At 60.8% G+C, this 16502-nt stretch carries 18 protein-coding genes; 14 read left to right on the top strand and 4 right to left on the bottom strand.

Annotation, left to right across the window (positions count from 1 at the left end; genetic code table 11):
- Together AKV04_RS04430 and AKV04_RS04425 are read left to right on the top strand one after the other, a co-directional pair.
- A partial coding sequence (locus tag AKV04_RS04430; protein WP_202905562.1) for a HesA/MoeB/ThiF family protein occupies nucleotides 1–639 on the top strand: 639 nt, incomplete at its 5' end.
- A gap of 141 nt (nucleotides 640–780) precedes the next feature.
- Nucleotides 781–993 (top strand): hypothetical protein, encoded by a 213-nt coding sequence (locus tag AKV04_RS04425; protein ID WP_054005265.1) that lies wholly within the window; start codon nucleotides 781–783, stop codon nucleotides 991–993.
- Between the two features lie 192 nt (nucleotides 994–1185).
- Here the strand turns inward: AKV04_RS04425 and AKV04_RS04420 are convergent, their stop codons facing one another.
- On the bottom strand, nucleotides 1186–1980 hold the full coding sequence (locus AKV04_RS04420) for a DODA-type extradiol aromatic ring-opening family dioxygenase (protein ID WP_054005264.1): 795 nt from the start codon (nucleotides 1978–1980) through the stop codon (nucleotides 1186–1188).
- Nucleotides 1981–2159: 179 nt separating this feature from the next.
- Here AKV04_RS04420 and AKV04_RS04415 point away from each other — a divergent pair, with 179 nt between their 5' ends.
- The 5 genes from AKV04_RS04415 (at nucleotide 2160) to AKV04_RS04395 (ending at nucleotide 7176) form a co-directional block, all read left to right on the top strand.
- Nucleotides 2160–2663, top strand: a complete 504-nt coding sequence (locus AKV04_RS04415) for a hypothetical protein (RefSeq protein WP_162232831.1) — start codon at nucleotides 2160–2162, stop codon at nucleotides 2661–2663.
- A 100-nt stretch (nucleotides 2664–2763) separates the two neighbouring features.
- Nucleotides 2764–3555 (top strand): transporter substrate-binding domain-containing protein, encoded by a 792-nt coding sequence (locus AKV04_RS04410; protein WP_054005262.1) that lies wholly within the window; start codon nucleotides 2764–2766, stop codon nucleotides 3553–3555.
- Nucleotides 3556–3591: 36 nt separating this feature from the next.
- On the top strand, nucleotides 3592–4383 hold the full coding sequence (locus AKV04_RS04405; RefSeq protein WP_054005261.1) for an amino acid ABC transporter permease: 792 nt from the start codon (nucleotides 3592–3594) through the stop codon (nucleotides 4381–4383).
- A 207-nt stretch (nucleotides 4384–4590) separates the two neighbouring features.
- Nucleotides 4591–6603, top strand: a complete 2013-nt coding sequence (locus AKV04_RS04400; protein WP_054005260.1) for a M3 family metallopeptidase — start codon at nucleotides 4591–4593, stop codon at nucleotides 6601–6603.
- A gap of 63 nt (nucleotides 6604–6666) precedes the next feature.
- Nucleotides 6667–7176, top strand: a complete 510-nt coding sequence (locus AKV04_RS04395) for an MgtC/SapB family protein (RefSeq protein WP_054005259.1) — start codon at nucleotides 6667–6669, stop codon at nucleotides 7174–7176.
- Here the strand turns inward: AKV04_RS04395 and AKV04_RS04390 are convergent.
- A complete protein-coding gene (locus tag AKV04_RS04390; RefSeq protein WP_054005258.1) occupies nucleotides 7114–8091 on the bottom strand; it encodes a GlxA family transcriptional regulator in 978 nt (325 codons plus the stop codon). The genes AKV04_RS04395 and AKV04_RS04390 overlap by 63 nt on opposite strands.
- A 73-nt stretch (nucleotides 8092–8164) precedes the next feature.
- On the opposite strand from AKV04_RS04390, the gene AKV04_RS04385 reads away from it, so the two are divergent.
- The 7 genes from AKV04_RS04385 to AKV04_RS04355 all read left to right on the top strand — a co-directional run bounded on the left by AKV04_RS04385 (nucleotide 8165) and on the right by AKV04_RS04355 (nucleotide 15669).
- Nucleotides 8165–9079, top strand: coding sequence for a BKACE family enzyme (locus AKV04_RS04385; protein ID WP_054005257.1), 915 nt, complete (start codon nucleotides 8165–8167; stop codon nucleotides 9077–9079).
- 94 nt (nucleotides 9080–9173) lie between these two features.
- Nucleotides 9174–10640: a carnitine 3-dehydrogenase gene (locus tag AKV04_RS04380; protein ID WP_054005256.1), complete on the top strand. Its 1467-nt coding sequence runs from the start codon at nucleotides 9174–9176 to the stop codon at nucleotides 10638–10640.
- Complete coding sequence (locus AKV04_RS04375; protein WP_054005255.1) at nucleotides 10637–11389, top strand: SDR family oxidoreductase; 753 nt, start codon at nucleotides 10637–10639, stop codon at nucleotides 11387–11389. The genes AKV04_RS04380 and AKV04_RS04375 overlap by 4 nt, the downstream gene beginning before the upstream one ends.
- Nucleotides 11390–11398: 9 nt before the next feature.
- Nucleotides 11399–12562 carry an acyl-CoA dehydrogenase family protein gene (locus tag AKV04_RS04370; RefSeq protein ID WP_054005254.1) on the top strand — a complete coding sequence of 388 codons (1164 nt, stop codon included), beginning with the start codon at nucleotides 11399–11401 and terminating at the stop codon, nucleotides 12560–12562.
- A gap of 15 nt (nucleotides 12563–12577) precedes the next feature.
- Entirely contained in the window at nucleotides 12578–12880 is a 303-nt protein-coding gene (locus tag AKV04_RS04365; protein ID WP_054005253.1) for a SelT/SelW/SelH family protein, read from the top strand.
- Between the two features lie 3 nt (nucleotides 12881–12883).
- On the top strand, nucleotides 12884–14872 hold the full coding sequence (locus tag AKV04_RS04360) for an acetate--CoA ligase family protein (RefSeq protein ID WP_054005252.1): 1989 nt from the start codon (nucleotides 12884–12886) through the stop codon (nucleotides 14870–14872).
- 2 nt (nucleotides 14873–14874) lie between these two features.
- A complete protein-coding gene (locus AKV04_RS04355) occupies nucleotides 14875–15669 on the top strand; it encodes a carnitinyl-CoA dehydratase (protein ID WP_054005251.1) in 795 nt (264 codons plus the stop codon).
- A 1-nt stretch (nucleotide 15670) separates the two neighbouring features.
- Here the strand turns inward: AKV04_RS04355 and AKV04_RS04350 are convergent, their stop codons facing one another.
- Together AKV04_RS04350 and sugE are read right to left on the bottom strand one after the other, a co-directional pair.
- On the bottom strand, nucleotides 15671–16036 hold the full coding sequence (locus tag AKV04_RS04350) for a YciI family protein (RefSeq protein ID WP_054005250.1): 366 nt from the start codon (nucleotides 16034–16036) through the stop codon (nucleotides 15671–15673).
- A gap of 54 nt (nucleotides 16037–16090) precedes the next feature.
- On the bottom strand, nucleotides 16091–16411 hold the full coding sequence (sugE, locus tag AKV04_RS04345; protein WP_054005249.1) for a quaternary ammonium compound efflux SMR transporter SugE: 321 nt from the start codon (nucleotides 16409–16411) through the stop codon (nucleotides 16091–16093).
- Nucleotides 16412–16502: the final 91 nt, after the last annotated feature.

Genomic DNA, 16502 nt, shown 5'->3' with positions numbered 1-16502 from the left:
GGGTTGGGCTCTCCGGTTCTTTTGTATCTCGCGGCGGCGGGGGTGGGCGAGATTGGGGTGATCGACGATGACACGGTTGATCCTAGTAATTTGCAGCGGCAGATTATTCATAGCGATCAACGCATTGGCATGGATAAGGTGCGTTCGGCGGAAATCGCGATGCGGGCGTTGAACCCTTATATTGTGGTGAAGCCTTATATGCGGCGGTTGGATGCGGCCTCGGGCGGGTTGATCGCGGAATATGATCTGGTGCTGGATGGCTCGGACAATTTTGACACGCGGTATTTGGTCAATCGGTTATGCGTGGCGGCGGGCAAGCCCTTGGTGGCGGCGGCGATCACGCAGTGGGAGGGGCAGCTTTCGGTCTACGATCCAGTGAAGGGAAGCCCTTGTTATGAATGCGTTTTCCCGGTGAGGCCAGCGTCGGGCACGGTGCCAACTTGTGCCGAGGCTGGGGTGGCGGCCCCTTTGCCGGGGGTGATTGGCAGCATGATGGCGATGGAGGCGGTGAAGCTGATCACCGGGGCGGGGGAGCCGCTGCGGGGGCGGTTGCTGATCCACGATGCGCTGTATGGTGAGACGCGGGTGATTGGGGTGAAATCACGGGCGGATTGCGCGGTGTGTGGGGTAAGGCATTGAAGGCGCTGTGGAAATTTCTTGGGATCTGAGAAATTGGCGAATGGAAAAGGGTGTGAGCCGATACAGAACAGGGCAATATGTTTTGCCATTTGCGGCGGGTTAACCATTCTCAACTAAGATGGCCGAATCGGGGAGGTCGTTATGTTCGAGGGGGTGGATTGGCTGGGTGTGGGGGTCATCGCCGCCTTTATTGCCGGGTGGTTTTGGTATTCGCCGAAGGGGTATTATCCGGCGTGGAGCGCCTCGGCCAAAGTGCAGCATGCGCCCGGCGATCCGATGGGGCCAGCGTTTGGCTCGCTGGTGCTGGTGCTCTATGGGTTGTTCGTTGGCGTGATGATGGCGCGCGGACTTTGAGGGCCTCTGGTTTTGGGCATCGTGGCCTTCATCGTGATGGGATATTCCAACAATGCTTTCAAGAAGTTGGGACCCGTTAGCCGCTTGGTCGATGCGGGCAGTTGGGCCGTGTCGGGCGCGCCGATGATTTTGGCGCAGTGGCTGATTTAGCGCGTAGCGGGGACTGAGTTTAACCCAGCCCCCGCAGGCGTCTTAACCAATACGGTAGCTGGAGGCGGTAACACCGCCGAAGACATTTTTGTCGTGATAGACCATGGTGGCGCCTTCGTTTTCGGCAGCACCTAATGCGGCGAACAGCGGCACGAGATGGTCTTCTTGTGGGTGGCAGATGCGGGCGGAGGGGGCGTTTTCCCAATCCAGCAAGGCTTTGGTGCGTTGGCCGCCGGGCAGAGCCATGATGTCTGACAGCCAAGCATCGAAAGCGGCGGAGGGGGCTTTGGCGCCGGGGCCGAACAGGCGCAGGTTGTGGTAGCTGAGGCCGGAACCGACGATCAACACGCCTTCATCGCGCAGCGGGGCTATCGCGCGGCCGAGGGCGAAATGGGTGGCGGGATCGTAGCTGTGTTGCAGCGAGACTTGGAAGATTGGGATTTCGGCATTGGGATACATCACATAGGCGGGCGCGAAAGTGCCGTGATCAAAGCCGCGCTTGGGATCTAGGTGGGTGGGCAGGCCTGCGGATTTAATCAGATCGGCGGTGCGCTGGGCCAGTTCTGGTGCGCCGGGGGCGGGGTAGGTGATTTTATAGGTCTCGGGCGGGAAGCCGCCGTAATCATAGAGCATGCCGGGGCGAGCTGCGGACATCACGGCGAAATCGTCTTCCTCCCAATGGCCGGAAATCATCAGGATGGCTTTCGGGGTGGTGCCGATCTCCGCGGGCATCCGGGCGAGCGAGATCTCCAAACTGGCGAGCATCTGCCGCATGTTTGGCAGCCAAGGCCAGGGGCCACCGCCGTGGGAGATGAAATAGGTGGGAAGTTTGGGCATCGGCGCCTCCTGTGGTTATAGGGAAGATGAGGCCGGGGGAGGGCTGGCGCAATGGGGCGGAGTGGCGGGGATTTGGTGACAGGATGTGCGGGGATGCACAGGTCAAAAGGAGGCAGAAATTTACCGCCCGTTCATCTTTTCTGGGTTACTGTTGTTATGACAAATAGAGGTGATTGGCTGTGTCAGTCGTTCGGATTGTCTTACAGAGGATTACGGCGCTTGGATTTCTTTTCATCCTTTGGCCAGTCATGGCTGTGGCAGCGCCAAGGCCGTCAGATGGCGTACTTTTCGTTACAGTCCTTTCTGTGAGCGGCAGCTACGCAAACAACGTCGAATATGCCGTGGCTGGCAGTTCTCATGTGCCGGACACTGTCCAGTGGTGGATTTCACCGGAGGGCATTTGGCGGATCAGAACCTTTGGCGTTGATCACGATATTCACGTCTATAAGGTAGAGGGCGATCTAAAGGATCCGCTTGAGTTTGCGAAAGCAAATACGTTGAAGCATTTTGACGATGTTGTGGCTTCGCAGAATTTGCTGACCATTGAAGGCGAAGCGGATTCTGAGATGATTGCTGGACGCTTCGCTGATGAAGGGCTGGCACCTTACTTTGACGTTGCTCCGGCAGGCTTTATCTTTTGGCGACCTGATGCAGTGTATTACTTCTCACAAACGGCACCTTAGGTCTGCGCTAAGCAACCGATTTAGAATATTTGCCCCCCTTGCCCCCGCCCCCCTGCCACTGTCATAAACGCGCATCCACTCTGTGACAGGGAGTTCACATATGAAGATTGCTGCTGCCCTTGCGGGCCTTGCTTTGAGCGTTTCTGGGGCTTTTTCTGCAGCTTTTGCGGGCGATTTGCCCGATCTGGGCGGCAAAGAGATCACCATTGTGACCGAGAACGCCTATCCGCCGTTGCAGTTTGTTGACAAATCGGGGGCTGCGGTGGGCTGGGAATATGACGCGGTGGCGGAACTCGCCAAGCGGCTGAATTTCACGGTGAAATACGCCAATATTTCGTGGGATGCGATGATTCCGGCGGTGTCGGAGGGGCAGTTCGACATGGGGATGACGGGGATCACCATTAAGGATGATCGCAAAGAAAAGGTCGATTTCTCGGACCCCTATATGCGCTCGGAAAGCATGATGCTGGTGCGTGGCGATGAGGCACGGTTCAGCGATGCCGCGACTTTTGCCGCCAATGCCGATCTGCTGGTGGGCGCACAGGCCGGGACGACGCCGTTCTACACGGCGGTGTATTCGGTGCTGGATGGCAATGAGGCGAACCCGCGGATCAAGCTGTTTGAGACCTTTGGTGCCAGTGTTGAGGCGTTGAAGGCGGGCGATGTCGATACGGTGCTGACCGATATGACGGCGGGCAAAGGCTATGTGGATGCCTCAAACGGCGGACTGAAACTGGTGGGTGCGCCGCTGGGGTCGGAAGATTTCGGGTTTATTTTCCCCAAGGGATCAGACTGGGAAGCGCCGATCAATGCCGGGATTGCGGCATTGAAGGCGGATGGCACCTTTGAGGCGCTGAACAAGAAGTGGTTCTTGGATTACAAGGCTGAGTGAAGTGAGCGGCCCCGGCGGGTGTCGGGGCCATTTCCGATGAAGGCATTGAAAGATCAGGATTTTCCGTGGTGGCTGGTGGCGCTTGGCGGCATCGGGGCTGTGCTGTTTTACCAAGTTTGGGCGAGTGAGGTTTACTCCTCGGCGATGCGGTTGCTGGCCAAGGGGATTTGGCTGACGATTTTTGTGACCGTGGTGGCTTATGCGATGGCCTGCGTGTTGGGGCTGTTGCTGGCGCTGGCGGGGCTGTCGCGGTTTCGCGCGATCCGGCAGGTGGCGCGGTTTTATATTGAGGTGGTGCGCGGGGTGCCGATCATGGTGCTGCTTTTGTATGTGGCGTTTGTGGCGGCACCGGGGGCGATTTATGGTTGGAACTGGCTGACGGCGCATTTGGGGTTGGAACCGGTGAAGACGCGGGATTTTCCGCTGTTGTGGCGGGCGATTATCGCGCTGACTTTGGCCTATTCGGCGTTTCTGGCCGAGGTGTTCCGGGCCGGGTTGCAGGCGGTCGATAAGGGCCAGATCGAGGCGGCGCAGGCTTTGGGGTTGTCGGGCTGGCAACGGTTCCGGCACGTGGTGTTTCCGCAGGCGTTTCGGATGATCCTGCCGCCTTTGGGCAATGATTTTGTGGCGATGGTGAAGGATTCGTCCTTGGTGTCTGTGCTGGGGGTGGCGGATATTACGCAGTTGGGCAAAGTCACGGCGGCGGGGAATTTCCGCTATTTTGAGACCTATAATCTGGTGGCGCTGCTGTATCTGACGATGACGGTGGGGTTATCGCTGGTGCTGCGGCGGATTGAGGCGCGGTTGAAGGCGCGCGATCAGCGGTAAGGGGCGTGATCTGATTGCGCGCGTGCCGCGCAAGTCTCTTGAGCGCTTACGCGCGGTGGGTGCCTTGTGCGCAGGTTGGGATTGGGCTTGCGAGGCGGCGTTTGACGCCTGCAGCGGACGCTCCGCGGGGAGTATTTTAAAAAGAGCAATGGTTAGGCTGGACCTTATCGGGTGCGGTGCCTAGCTTTGGCGCAAAGGAGATTTGCGATGAATGTTTTGCTGAGCGCTTGGGATGGGGAATTTGGGCTGCCGCCGTTTGCGCAGATTAAGGACGCGGATTTTGCGCCGGCGTTTGAGGCGGCACTGATCGAGGCGCGGGCGAATATTGCGGCGATTACCGAGCAGGCTGAGGTGACGTTTGCCAATACTATCGAGGCGATGGAGCTGGCGGAGGGCGCGTTGGACCGGGTCGGTGGGGTGTTTTACAATCTTGCCGGGGCGGATTCGACGCAGGCGCGCGAGGCGTTGCAGATGGATCTGGCGCCGAAGATGTCGGCTTTTGCCTCGGAGGTGACAAATAATACGGCGCTGTTTGGGCGGATCGAGGATCTGTGGCAGCGGCGGGAAGGTTTGGGGCTTTCGGCGGAGCAGTTGCGGGTTTTAATGCTGTATCGGCAGATGTTCGTGCGCTCGGGCGCGTTGTTGCAGGGCGAGCAGGCCGAGCGGTTGACGGCGGTGAAATCACGGTTGGCGGTGTTGGGCACGCAGTTCAGCCAGAACCTGCTGGCGGATGAGCGGTCTTGGTTCATGGAATTGTCAGAGGCTGATCTGGAGGGATTGCCGGAGTTTGTGGTGGCCTCGGCCCGTGCTGCGGGGGTGGAGAAGGGTGCGGCCGGGCCGGTGGTGACGCTGTCGCGGTCGCTGATCGTGCCGTTTTTGCAGTTTTCACCGCGCCGGGCGTTGCGGCAAAAGGCCTATGAGGCTTGGGGTTTACGCGGGGCGAATGGCGGGGCGACCGACAATCGGGCGGTGGCTGCGGAGATTTTGGCCTTGCGGGCGGAGCGGGCGGCTTTGCTCGGCTATGCCAGTTTTGCCGATTACAAACTGGAGCCGGAGATGGCGAAGACGCCTGCTGCGGTGCGGGATTTGCTGATGCGGGTTTGGGCGCCCGCCAAGGCCAAGGCTTTGGAGGATGCAGGCCTTTTGGAGACGCGGTTGCACGCGGATGGCATCGCGGGGCCGCTGGAACCTTGGGATTGGCGGTATTATTCTGAGAAGCGGCGGGCGGCGGAGCATGATTTGGATGAGGCGATATTGAAGCCTTATCTGGGGTTGGAAGCGATCTTGGCGGCTTGCTTTGATTGTGCCAATCGGCTGTTTGGGTTGGAATTTCGCCAGTTGGACATCCCACTTTATCACGCCGATGCAAGGGCCTGGGAGGTCACACGCGACGGCGCACATATCGCGGTGTTCATTGGGGACTACTTTGCGCGGGGATCAAAACGCTCGGGCGCTTGGTGTTCGGCGATGCGGTCGCAGCGCAAATTGGGCGGCGATCAGCGGCCCGTGGTGGTGAATGTTTGCAACTTTGCCAAGGGCGATCCGGCGCTGCTGTCTTATGACGATGCGCGGACCTTGTTTCACGAATTTGGCCATGCGTTGCATCAGATGCTGTCGAATGTGACCTATGGCTTTATCTCTGGCACGTCGGTGGCGCGTGATTTTGTTGAACTGCCGAGCCAGCTTTATGAGCACTGGATGGAAGTGCCAGAGGTGCTGGAAAAGCATGCGCGGCATTGGCAGACTGGCGCGGCGATGCCTGCCGATCTGATCAAGCGGCTGTTGGATGCCGGGACCTATGATCAGGGCTTCTCGACGGTGGAGTTTATCTCGTCGGCCATGGTCGATCTGGCGTTTCACGAGGGGCCAGCGCCTGCCGATCCGATGCAGAAGCAGGCGGAAGTGTTGGAGGCTTTGGGGATGCCGCGTGCGATCAGGATGCGGCACGCGACGCCGCATTTCGCGCATGTGTTCTCGGGGGATGGCTATAGCTCGGGCTATTACAGCTATATGTGGTCGGAGGTGATGGACGCTGATGCGTTCGCGGCCTTTGAGGAGGCGGGGGATGCGTTTGATCGGGGCGTGGCGGCACGATTGGAGAAGTTCATCTTGTCGGCGGGGGGCTCGGAGGAGCCGGATGTTTTGTATACCAAATTCCGCGGCCGGATGCCGGGGGTGGAGCCTTTGCTGAAGGGGCGGGGATTGGTGGAACTGGCGTAGGAACCAAACCCAGATCAACGCGTTATCGCCGGATGTTTCAGCCAAGGAGTGTGTCCGGCGATGATGAGTTCTTTCGACCTGACGTTTGATGCGCAGGAAACCGCTTCGCATCTGATCAAGCTGGTGCTGGCTTATCTGCTGGCGCTGCCGATTGGCTGGAACCGCGAGAAGGAAGAACGCAGCGCGGGGATCAGGACGTTTCCGCTGGTGGCGATGGCGGCGTGTGGCTTTGCGATTATCGCGATTGGCGTGTTGGGCAAGGACAGCCCGGAGCAAGCTAAGGTCCTTGAGGGGCTGATCACCGGGGTCGGCTTTATCGGCGGTGGCGCGATCTTGAAGCAGGGTGCGCAGGCGCGTGGCACGGCGACGGCGGCGAGCCTGTGGGGCACCGGGGCTTTGGGCGCTGCGGTGGGCTATGGGTTGGTCGATATTGCGGTGATCTTGAGCGTGGTCACATATTTGGCGTTGCGGATTTTGTCGCCGCTGAAGGATGTGGTGCGGGAAGCGGAGTCAGCGGCGCAGGCTGCTGGGGGTGAGGCCGAGCTGAGCGCGGAAGGCGCGGGCAAGGCTTGAGGCCGAGGAAAAGCCGCACCGTAGGGCGACTTCGGCGAGCGGGTGTCGGGTGTCGGTGATCATGCGTCTTGCGGCGGCGAGGCGCAGGGTGAGCGCGTAGGTGGCGGGGGGCAACCCTAGGTTTTCTTGGAATATTTGCTCTAAGCGGCGCGACGACAGGCCGATAGCGGCGGCAGTTTGTGCTGTGGTTTCGGGGGCGTCGAGGCTGGCCTCCATCCTCGCGATGGCGGCGGATACACGCGGGTCTAGGCGGGGGTCGGGCTTTGCGCTGGTCATTTGCGGCTCGTGGCCGTCGCGGGCGGTGGTGATGAAAGAGGCCGCGACTTGCAGGGCCAAGACCGGGCCGTGGCGGGCGCGGATCAGGTGGAGCATCAGATCGCAGGCGGGGGCGGCACCACCTGCGGTGAAGCGGTTGCGGTCGATGACAAAGCGGTCGGGGGCGACGTCGATTTGGGGGTGGGTGGCGGCGAAATCCTCAAGGTCTTCCCAGTGGACGGTGGCTTTGTAACCGTTCAGCAGGCCCGCGCGGGCAAGCACCCATGCGCCTGCGTCGATGCCGCCGATGGCGGCAAAGCGCGGCGCGGCGCGGGAGAGGTCGCGGATCAAGGGTTGCGTGGCGGAGTGGGATTGTTGGAACCCGGCGATGACGATGAGGGCGTCGGCACCTTCGGCGGCGGACAGCGGGCCGTTGGAGGGCAGTTCAATGCCGCAGGTCAGCGGGACCGGGCGGCCATCGGGGGAGACGACGCGCCAGCGGTAGGCGTCATGCCCCAGATGGCGGTTGGCTGAGCGGAGCGGGTCCAGGGTGGAGGCAACCTCTAGGATGGAGGATTGCGGCAGGACCAGCAGGGCCAAGGTCAGCGGCTCGGGACGCGGCGCGAAGATGGATGTGTCGATTTTTGCGGATTTTGCCATGCTTATTGCGTAAATCGTCAAGCGTGGCGTTGCAAGCCCGCTATGCTGCCCGCAATCGAATTGGAGGATTCCCATGCCCTTGGCCATGAACCGCGAAGTTTTCATCACCGCCGCCATCACCGGATCGGGCGGCACGCAGGACCGCAGCCCGCATGTGCCGCGCTCGCCTGAGCAAATCGCGAAATCGGCGATTGATGCGGCGAAGGCGGGGGCGGCTGTGGTGCATTGCCATGTGCGCGATCCCGAAACCGGCAAGCCTAGCCGTGATTTGGCGCTTTATCGTGAAGTGACGGAGCGTATCCGCGATTCCGGCACCGATGTGGTGCTGAACCTGACGGCGGGGATGGGCGGCGATTTGCTGTTTGATGGCACCGAGAAGATGAACCAAATGGCGGGTCATTCCGACATGATCGGGGCGACGGCGCGGGTGGCGCATGTGGTGGAATGTCGGCCCGAGATTTGCACGCTCGACTGCGGCACGATGAACTTCAACGAGGCCGATTATGTGATGGTCAACACCCCCGGCATGTTGCGGGATATGGCCAAGCGGATGACGGCGGCGGGCGTGCGGATTGAGATTGAGGCGTTTGACACCGGGCATCTCTGGCTGGCGAAAGAGCTTGCGCGCGAAGGCGTGATCCCGGCGCCGACCTTGGTGCAGCTGTGCATGGGCGTGCCGTGGGGCGCGCCGGATGATCTGAACACCTTCCTTGCGATGGTCAACAATGTCCCCGCTGATTGGCATTGGAGCGCCTTTGCGATTGGCCGCAACCAGATGCCCTATGTCGCGGCCTCTGTCTTGGCGGGCGGCAACGTGCGCGTCGGGTTGGAGGATAACCTGTGGCTGGATAAGGGCGTGCTCGCCACCAACGCGCAACTGGTGGAGCGGGCGGTGACGATCATCTCGAACCTTGGCGCGCGGGTGATCACACCGGCTGAAGTGCGGGCGAAACTGAAGCTGGAGAAGCGCGCGCCGTTGCCGAAGTAAGACCCTCACCCCGGCCCTCTCCCTAAGTGGGAGAGGGAGAAGTGGCCCGCCGTCTTGTTGCGGCCAAACAAACCAGTGCGAATAGAGAGATAACATGACAAAAAAAGCAGCGATCATTGGTGGTGGGGTTATTGGCGGCGGCTGGGCGGCTCGGTTTTTGCTCAACGGCTGGAATGTATCGGTGTTCGATCCCGATCCGCAGGCAGAGCGCAAGATCAGCGAAGTGATGGCGAATGCACGGGCGTCGCTTCCGGCGCTGAGTGACATTCCGATGCCGAAGGAGGGTGTGCTGTCCTTCGCGCAGACCATCACCGAAGCCGTGGAAGGCGCGCATTACATTCAGGAATCGGTGTCAGAGCGGCTGGATCTGAAGCATCGGGTGTTTGCACAGATCCAACAATCGGCGGAATTGGGTACGCCGATCGGGTCTTCGACATCTGGCTTCAAACCATCCGAGTTGCAGGAAAATGCCGCCAATCCGGCGACGATTTTCGTCGCCCATCCGTTCAACCCGGTTTACCTGCTGCCGCTGGCCGAAGTGGTGCCGTCGCCGAAATCTGACCCTGCAGTGATCGAGAATGCCAAGCTGATCCTAAAAGAGATCGGCATGTTCCCGCTGCACATCAAAAAGGAAATCGACGCCCATATCGCCGACCGTTTCCTGGAAGCGGTGTGGCGCGAGGCGTTGTGGCTGGTGAAGGATGGGGTGGCTACGACGGAAGAAATCGACGAGTCGATCCGCATGGGCTTTGGTCTGCGCTGGGGCCAGATGGGGCTGTTTGAGACCTATCGCGTCGCGGGTGGCGAGGCGGGCATGAAGCATTTCATGGCGCAGTTCGGGCCGTATCTGACCGCCCCTTGGACCAAGCTGACCGACGTTCCCGAGTTCAATGACGCGTTGGTTGACCTGATCGCGGGCCAGTCCGATGCGCAATCGGGGATGCACTCGATCCGCGAGTTGGAGCGGATTCGCGACAGCAACCTGATCGGCTTCCTGCGCGCGTTGAAGGATCGCAACTGGGGCGCGGGCAAGGTTCTGCGCGAACATGACGCAGCCCGCGCGGTGGCGTTCCATGCGGAAATCGACAGCGCCCCGAAGGATGCGCCGCTGGTCATGGCGCAGATGCAGGTGTTGCCGGGATGGATCGACTACAATGGCCATATGACCGAGAGCCGTTACTACTTCGCCAACTCGGAAACCGTCGATGCCTTCCTGCGGCTGATCGGGGCTGGGATGGACTATGTGGCGGCGGGGAACTCGTTCTACTCGGCAGAAACCCATATCCGGCATCTGGGCGAGGCCAAGCTTGGCGACAAGCTGACGGGTACGTTGCAGATTATTTCGGCGGACGAGAAGCGGTTCCGTAGTTTCGTGCGGATCATGAAGGGCGAGGAATGTGTCGCCACGATTGAGCAGTTGTGCCTGCACGTGAATATGGCTTCGGGCAAATCGGCGCCTGCCTCGGCTGAGGTTTGGGCGAAGTTGAAGTCGATTGCCGAGGCGCAAGCCGGGCTGCCATTGCCGGAAGGTGCAGGTCGGGCTGTGGGGCAGAAGAAATGAAAACCGTTCTGATCACCGCAGGCGCGAATGGCATTGGTCTGGTGATGGCGAAAGCCTTTGCCGGGGCGGGCTATCGCGTCTGGGTGACGGATGTGGACGCAGCCATGGTGGCCGCATTGCCGCCGGGCATTCGCGGCTCGGTCTGCGATGCCAGTCTTGAGCCGGGGATGCAGGCGCTGTTCGAGCAGATCGCAGCGGAATGGGGCGGGCTGGATGTGCTTTGCGCCAATGCCGGGATCAAGGGGCCGACGGCGGCGATTGAAGATATGGATTTGGCGGCGTGGCATCAGTGTCTTGCCGTCAATCTCGATGGTGCGATGCTGGCGGCGAAATATGCCGCTAGACTGATGAAACCTGCCGGCAAGGGCGTGATGATCTTCATGTCCTCGACTGCTGGGCTTTATGGCAACCCATTCCGCGCGCCCTATGTGGCGGCGAAATGGGGCGTCATCGGCTTGATGAAAACCGTGGCGATGGAATTGGGTCCGCATGGCATCCGCGCCAATGCGATCTGCCCCGGTTCGGTGAATGGCCCGCGCATTGACCGGGTGATTGAGGCCGAGGCTGCGGTCAAGGGCATGACGCCCGATGCGGTGCGCCAAGGCTATGCTTCTGGCACCGCTTTGAAACGGCTGACCGACCCCGAAGATGTGGCGGCGATGGCGCTTTATTTGGCCTCTGACGGCGCGCGCATGGTTTCAGGCCAAGCGCTGGCGGTCGATGGCATGACCTACAACGTTGATCCGTAAGGAAATAAGATGAATTTCGGCCTGTCTGAAGAACAGCAGATGATTATCGACACCACCCGCGCCTTTGTGGAGAACGAGTTGTTCCCGCATGAGGCCGAGGTGGAGCGCACCGGGGTTTTGCGGCATGATCTGATGAAGGAAATCTCCAAAAAAGCCGTCGAGGCGGGGCTTTATGCGGCCAACATGCCGGAGGATGTCGGCGGGGCTGGCCTCGATACCCTGACGTGGCTTTTGTATGAAAAAGAGTTGGGCAAGGCGAACTATGCTTTGCACTGGAACTGTGTGGCGCGCCCTTCAAACATCCTTCTGGCGTGCACGCCAGAGCAGCGCGAGAAATATCTGTTCCCTTGCATCCGCGCCGAAAAGCACGACTGTCAGGCGATGACGGAACCCGGCTCGGGCTCAGATTTGCGCAGCATGAAGGCCTTCGCGCGCGCCGATGGCGGCGACTATGTGCTGAACGGCACCAAGCATTTCATCAGCCATGCTGACGTCGCGGATTTCGCGATTGTCTGGGTAGCGACGGGCGAGGAAGACACGCCGCGCGGCAAGAAAAAGCTGATCACCGCGTTTCTGGTCGATAAAGGCACGCCGGGATTCACCGTGCGCGAGGGCTACCGCAACGTCAGCCATCGCGGCTACAACAACATGATTTTGGAGTTTGATGACTGCCGTTTGCCGTCCAGCCAGATCCTCGGTGAAGTCCATAAGGGCTTTGAAGTGGCGGGGAAATGGCTGGGTGCAACCCGACTGCAAGTGGCCTCGACCTGCTTGGGCCGTGCGGAACGTGCGTTGGGCCATGCGATTTCCTATGCGGCAGAGCGTAAGCAGTTCGGCCAGCAGATCGGCAAATTCCAAGGCGTTTCGTTCAAGCTTGCCGATATGGCGATGGAGTTGAAAGCGGCGGAATTGCTGACGCGCGAGGCGGCTTGGAAATACGATCAGGGTTCGGTGACCGAGGCCGATATGTCGATGGCGAAACTGAAGGCCAGCGAAGTGCTGGCGATGATCGCCGATGAGGCGATCCAGATTCATGGTGGTATGGGCCTGATGGACGAGTTGCCGCTGGAACGCATCTGGCGCGACGCGCGCGTGGAGCGTATTTGGGAAGGCACCTCGGAAATCCAGCGCCACATCATCAGCCGTGAATTGTTGCGGCCCTTTGGCGCGTAACGAAAGGCCAGATTTATGAGCGATATCAAGCGGCCGGTGATCACCTTGAGCTATTGCACGCAATGCAACTGGCTTTTGCGCACGGCTTGGATGGCGCAGGAACTGCTGTCTACCTTCGGGCAGGACATCGCCTCTGTCACGCTGATCCCGGCGACGGGCGGGCTGTTTCAGATCACGCTGGACGGTGAGGTGATCTGGGACCGCAAAGAGCGCGGCGGTTTCCCGGATGTGAAAGTGCTGAAACAGATGGTGCGGGATCGGGTGTGGCCAGAGCGGGATCTGGGCCACATCGACCGCGCTGGTAAGACCGAAGGATAGTGAATGGCCAATCTTGACCGCCTGCTGCGACCCCGCAGCATTGCCGTGCTGGGCGCAGGTTGGGCGCTGAACGTGATCGAGCAATGCCGCAAGATGGGCTTTGCCGGGGATATTTGGCCGGTGCATCCGACCAAGGCCGAGATTGGCGGGCTGAGGGCCTATGCCTCGCTGGCCGATTTGCCCGCAGCGCCGGATGCGACGTTTATCGGGGTCAACAGGTTTGCGACGATTGAAGTGGTGGCGGAACTGGCGGCGATGGGGGCGGGCGGGGCGATTTGCTTTGCCTCTGGCTGGACCGAGGCTGGCGAGCCGGAGTTGCAGGCGCGGTTGATCGCGGCGGCTGGCGATATGCCGATTTTGGGGCCGAACTGCTATGGGGTGATCAATTACCTCGACGGCGCGCTGCTTTGGCCGGATCAGCACGGCGGGATTCCGGTGCAGACCGGAGTGGCTTTGGTCAGCCAATCCTCGAACATCGTGATCAATCTCGGTATGCAGAAGCGGGCTTTGCCGGTGGCTTATGTGGCATGTCTGGGCAATGCGGCGGTGGTGGGTTTGGCCGATTTGGCGGGCGCGTTGTTGGACGATCCGCGCGTGACCGCCTTGGGGATGTATATCGAGGGCATTGACGATGCGGTGGCCTTTGCCGCTTTGGCGGAACGTGCGCGGGCGAGGGGCAAGGGGGTTGTCTGTATTAAGTCCGGCAAGACGGAGTTGAGCCGGACGGCGGCGGCCTCGCATACCGCATCCTTGGCGGGGGGTGGAGCGGCGTCGTCGGCGTTTCTGCGCCAGATCGGCGTGGCCGAGGTGAATACGCCTTCGGAACTGATTGAGACTTTGAAGATTTTCCATGTGCATGGGCCGCAGATTGGTTCACGGATTTGCAGCCTGTCGTGCTCGGGCGGTGAGGCTGGCTTGGTGGCGGATTTGGCGGCACCTTATGGCATTGATTTCCCGCCCGTGCCGCAGGCGACGCATGACCGGTTGTTCAAGGTGCTGGGCGAAATCCCGACGATCTCCAACCCGCTGGATTATCACACGTTTATCTGGGGTGACGGGCCGAAAACTACCGAAGTTTTTACCGCGATGCTAGAGGCTTACGACGCGGGCCTCTATATCATCGACCCGCCGAGGAATGACCGCTGCGATCCGGCGGGCTATCAGCCTGCCTTGGAGGCTATTGTGTCGGCGCAGAAAACCAGCGGCAAGATTGCTTTGCCTGTGGCTTCGATGCCCGAGAATTTCGACGAGGCGCAAGCGATTGCCTTGATGGATCAAGGCGTTGTGACGCTGATGGGGCTGGAGACGGCACTGGCTGCGGTGAAGGCGGCGCAGGTGGCTCCGGGCGTTTCGGGGTGGCGGCCTGCCAAGGCGCTGCCGCCGCGCGACAGCCGGATGTTGTCGGAGGCCGAGGGGAAAGCTTTGCTGGCGCAGGCGGGCGTCGCGGTGCCACGGGCGGTTTCGGGGACGTTGGCCGAGGTGGTTGCGGGGGCGGCGGGGTTGACCGCGCCCTATGCTTTAAAGGGGCTGGGGTTTGCGCATAAGACCGAAGCGGGGGCGGTGCGCTTGGGGCTGTCTTCGCTGGAAGGGCAGGCCGAGATGCCGGGGGCCACGGGCTATCTGGCCGAGGAGATGGTGACGGGCGCGGTAGGGGAAATCCTGCTGGGGCTGCGGCGTGATCCGATTTATGGCGTCAGTTTGACCTTGGGCATGGGCGGGGTCACGGCAGAAGTGCTGGCCGATACGGTGACGTTGATCCTGCCCGTGAGCGTGCCACAGGTGCTGGAGGCAATGCGTGGCTTGCGGCTGTGGCCGCTGCTGGATGGCTACCGGGGGCGCACCAAGGCTGACATGCAGGCGGTGGCCGAGATTGCCGTAGCCTTGGGCGATCTGATGCTGGCCGATGCGCGTTTGGAAGAAATTGAGATTAACCCGATCCTCGTGCGGCCCGAAGGGGCGGTTGCGGTGGATGCATTGGTAAGGATGGCTTGAAGATGGAAATGCGAACCGAAGGCCCGATCAAGACCCGGCGCGAGGGGGCCATTCTGGAGGTCACGCTGGACAGCCCGAAAGCCAATGCGATCAGCCTGAAAACCAGCCGGGTGATGGGGTTGGTGTTCCGTGATTTCCGCGACGATGACTCTTTAAGGGTATGTATTCTGCGCGCGGCGGGGGAGAAATTCTTTTGCCCCGGTTGGGATTTGAAGGCTGCCGCAGAGGGCGACGCGGTGGATGGCGATTACGGCGTGGGCGGCTTTGGCGGCTTGCAGGAATTGCCGAACCTGAACAAGCCGGTGATCGCGGCGGTGAACGGGATTTGCTGCGGTGGCGGTTTGGAACTGGCGCTGTCGGCTGACCTGATCCTGTGTTCGGCCAACGCGACCTTTGCCTTGCCGGAAATTCGCTCGGGCACTGTGGCCGATGCCGCCAGCATCAAGCTGCCCAAGCGCATCCCCTATCACGTCGCGATGGATTTGCTGCTGACCGGGCGTTGGTTTGATGCCGAGGAAGCGCATCGCTGGGGGATTGTGAAGGAAATCACCTCATCCGCGGATCTGCTGCCGAAGGCTTGGGATCTGGCGCGGCTGTTGGAATCTGGACCGCCGCTGGTCTATGCCGCGATCAAGGAAGTGGTGCGCGAGGCCGAGAATATGCGCTTCCAAGACGCGCTGAACCGGGTGTCAAAGCGGCTGCTGCCGACGGTGGACAAGCTCTATTCGTCCGAGGATCAGTTGGAGGGCGCGCGCGCCTTCGTGGAAAAACGCGATCCGGTGTGGAAGGGCAAGTAAGCTACATATCGGCGAAATCCGCATCCTCATAGAATGGGCGGATTTCGATTTCCGACAGGCCGGGCATCGGGTTGGGGCAGCGTGTCACCCAATCCACCGCCTCGGCCATATCTTTGACCTCCCAAATCCAGAAGCCCGCGATAACCTCATTGGTGGCGGCGAAGGGGCCATCGGCGATCGTGCGTCCGGTGCCGTCAAAGCGAACCCGTTTGCCGAGTTTCGATGGCTTTAGCCCACCCATCGCGCGGGTGATGCCTGCGGCTTCGAGTTCGTCGTTGAACGCCTCCATCGCCGCCCATGCCTCGGGCGTGGGCATCAGGCCGAGTTCACTGTCTGCGGTGGATTTGACGATCACCATGACGCGCATTTGACACCCCCATTCGCGCCAAGGCATAGCAAACTTGCTGCGAAAAACCGCGCGCTAATGCGTGCTTGACAGTTTCATCAGCACCAAGCCGCTGACGATCAACGCGGCGGCGATCAGGCGCATCGGGGTCGCAGCCTCACCCAAGAACACGATGCCAAGGATGAAGGCGCCAACGGCACCGATGCCGGTCCAGATTGTGTAGGCGGTCCCTAAGGGTAGGCTGCGCATCGCCACAGCCAGCAGGCCAAAGCTGGCCGCCATCGCGACCAGCGTGATCAAGCTGGGGGTAAGTTGGGTGAAGCCTTCGGATTTCTTCATATAATAGGCCCAGACGACCTCAAGAACTCCGGCGATTGTCAGATAAATCCAAGCCATAGGGCCCTCATTAGCAAACCGGGCCGTCCCGAAGCGGTGCAGATGCCGCAGGCCGTCCTGCGCAGGCTGAATATGGCGGCGGGGGTGCTGG

Origin of the sequence: Cypionkella psychrotolerans, from assembly GCF_001294535.1 — a bacterium.
Lineage (GTDB): Bacteria > Pseudomonadota > Alphaproteobacteria > Rhodobacterales > Rhodobacteraceae > Cypionkella > Cypionkella psychrotolerans.
The sequence above is the reverse complement of the archived record's forward strand: the minus strand, read 5'-3'. Positions and strand labels throughout refer to the sequence as shown.

Coding starts and splice junctions, on each gene's coding strand:
- AKV04_RS04425 (WP_054005265.1), top strand. CDS start 781: ATGTTCGAGGGGGTGGATTGGCTGGGTGTGGGGGTCATCGCCGCCTTT.
- AKV04_RS04420 (WP_054005264.1), bottom strand. CDS start 1,980: ATGCCCAAACTTCCCACCTATTTCATCTCCCACGGCGGTGGCCCCTGG.
- AKV04_RS04410 (WP_054005262.1), top strand. CDS start 2,764: ATGAAGATTGCTGCTGCCCTTGCGGGCCTTGCTTTGAGCGTTTCTGGG.
- AKV04_RS04405 (WP_054005261.1), top strand. CDS start 3,592: ATGAAGGCATTGAAAGATCAGGATTTTCCGTGGTGGCTGGTGGCGCTT.
- AKV04_RS04400 (WP_054005260.1), top strand. CDS start 4,591: ATGAATGTTTTGCTGAGCGCTTGGGATGGGGAATTTGGGCTGCCGCCG.
- AKV04_RS04395 (WP_054005259.1), top strand. CDS start 6,667: ATGAGTTCTTTCGACCTGACGTTTGATGCGCAGGAAACCGCTTCGCAT.
- AKV04_RS04390 (WP_054005258.1), bottom strand. CDS start 8,091: ATGGCAAAATCCGCAAAAATCGACACATCCATCTTCGCGCCGCGTCCC.
- AKV04_RS04385 (WP_054005257.1), top strand. CDS start 8,165: ATGCCCTTGGCCATGAACCGCGAAGTTTTCATCACCGCCGCCATCACC.
- AKV04_RS04380 (WP_054005256.1), top strand. CDS start 9,174: ATGACAAAAAAAGCAGCGATCATTGGTGGTGGGGTTATTGGCGGCGGC.
- AKV04_RS04375 (WP_054005255.1), top strand. CDS start 10,637: ATGAAAACCGTTCTGATCACCGCAGGCGCGAATGGCATTGGTCTGGTG.
- AKV04_RS04370 (WP_054005254.1), top strand. CDS start 11,399: ATGAATTTCGGCCTGTCTGAAGAACAGCAGATGATTATCGACACCACC.
- AKV04_RS04365 (WP_054005253.1), top strand. CDS start 12,578: ATGAGCGATATCAAGCGGCCGGTGATCACCTTGAGCTATTGCACGCAA.
- AKV04_RS04360 (WP_054005252.1), top strand. CDS start 12,884: ATGGCCAATCTTGACCGCCTGCTGCGACCCCGCAGCATTGCCGTGCTG.
- AKV04_RS04355 (WP_054005251.1), top strand. CDS start 14,875: ATGGAAATGCGAACCGAAGGCCCGATCAAGACCCGGCGCGAGGGGGCC.
- AKV04_RS04350 (WP_054005250.1), bottom strand. CDS start 16,036: ATGCGCGTCATGGTGATCGTCAAATCCACCGCAGACAGTGAACTCGGC.
- sugE (WP_054005249.1), bottom strand. CDS start 16,411: ATGGCTTGGATTTATCTGACAATCGCCGGAGTTCTTGAGGTCGTCTGG.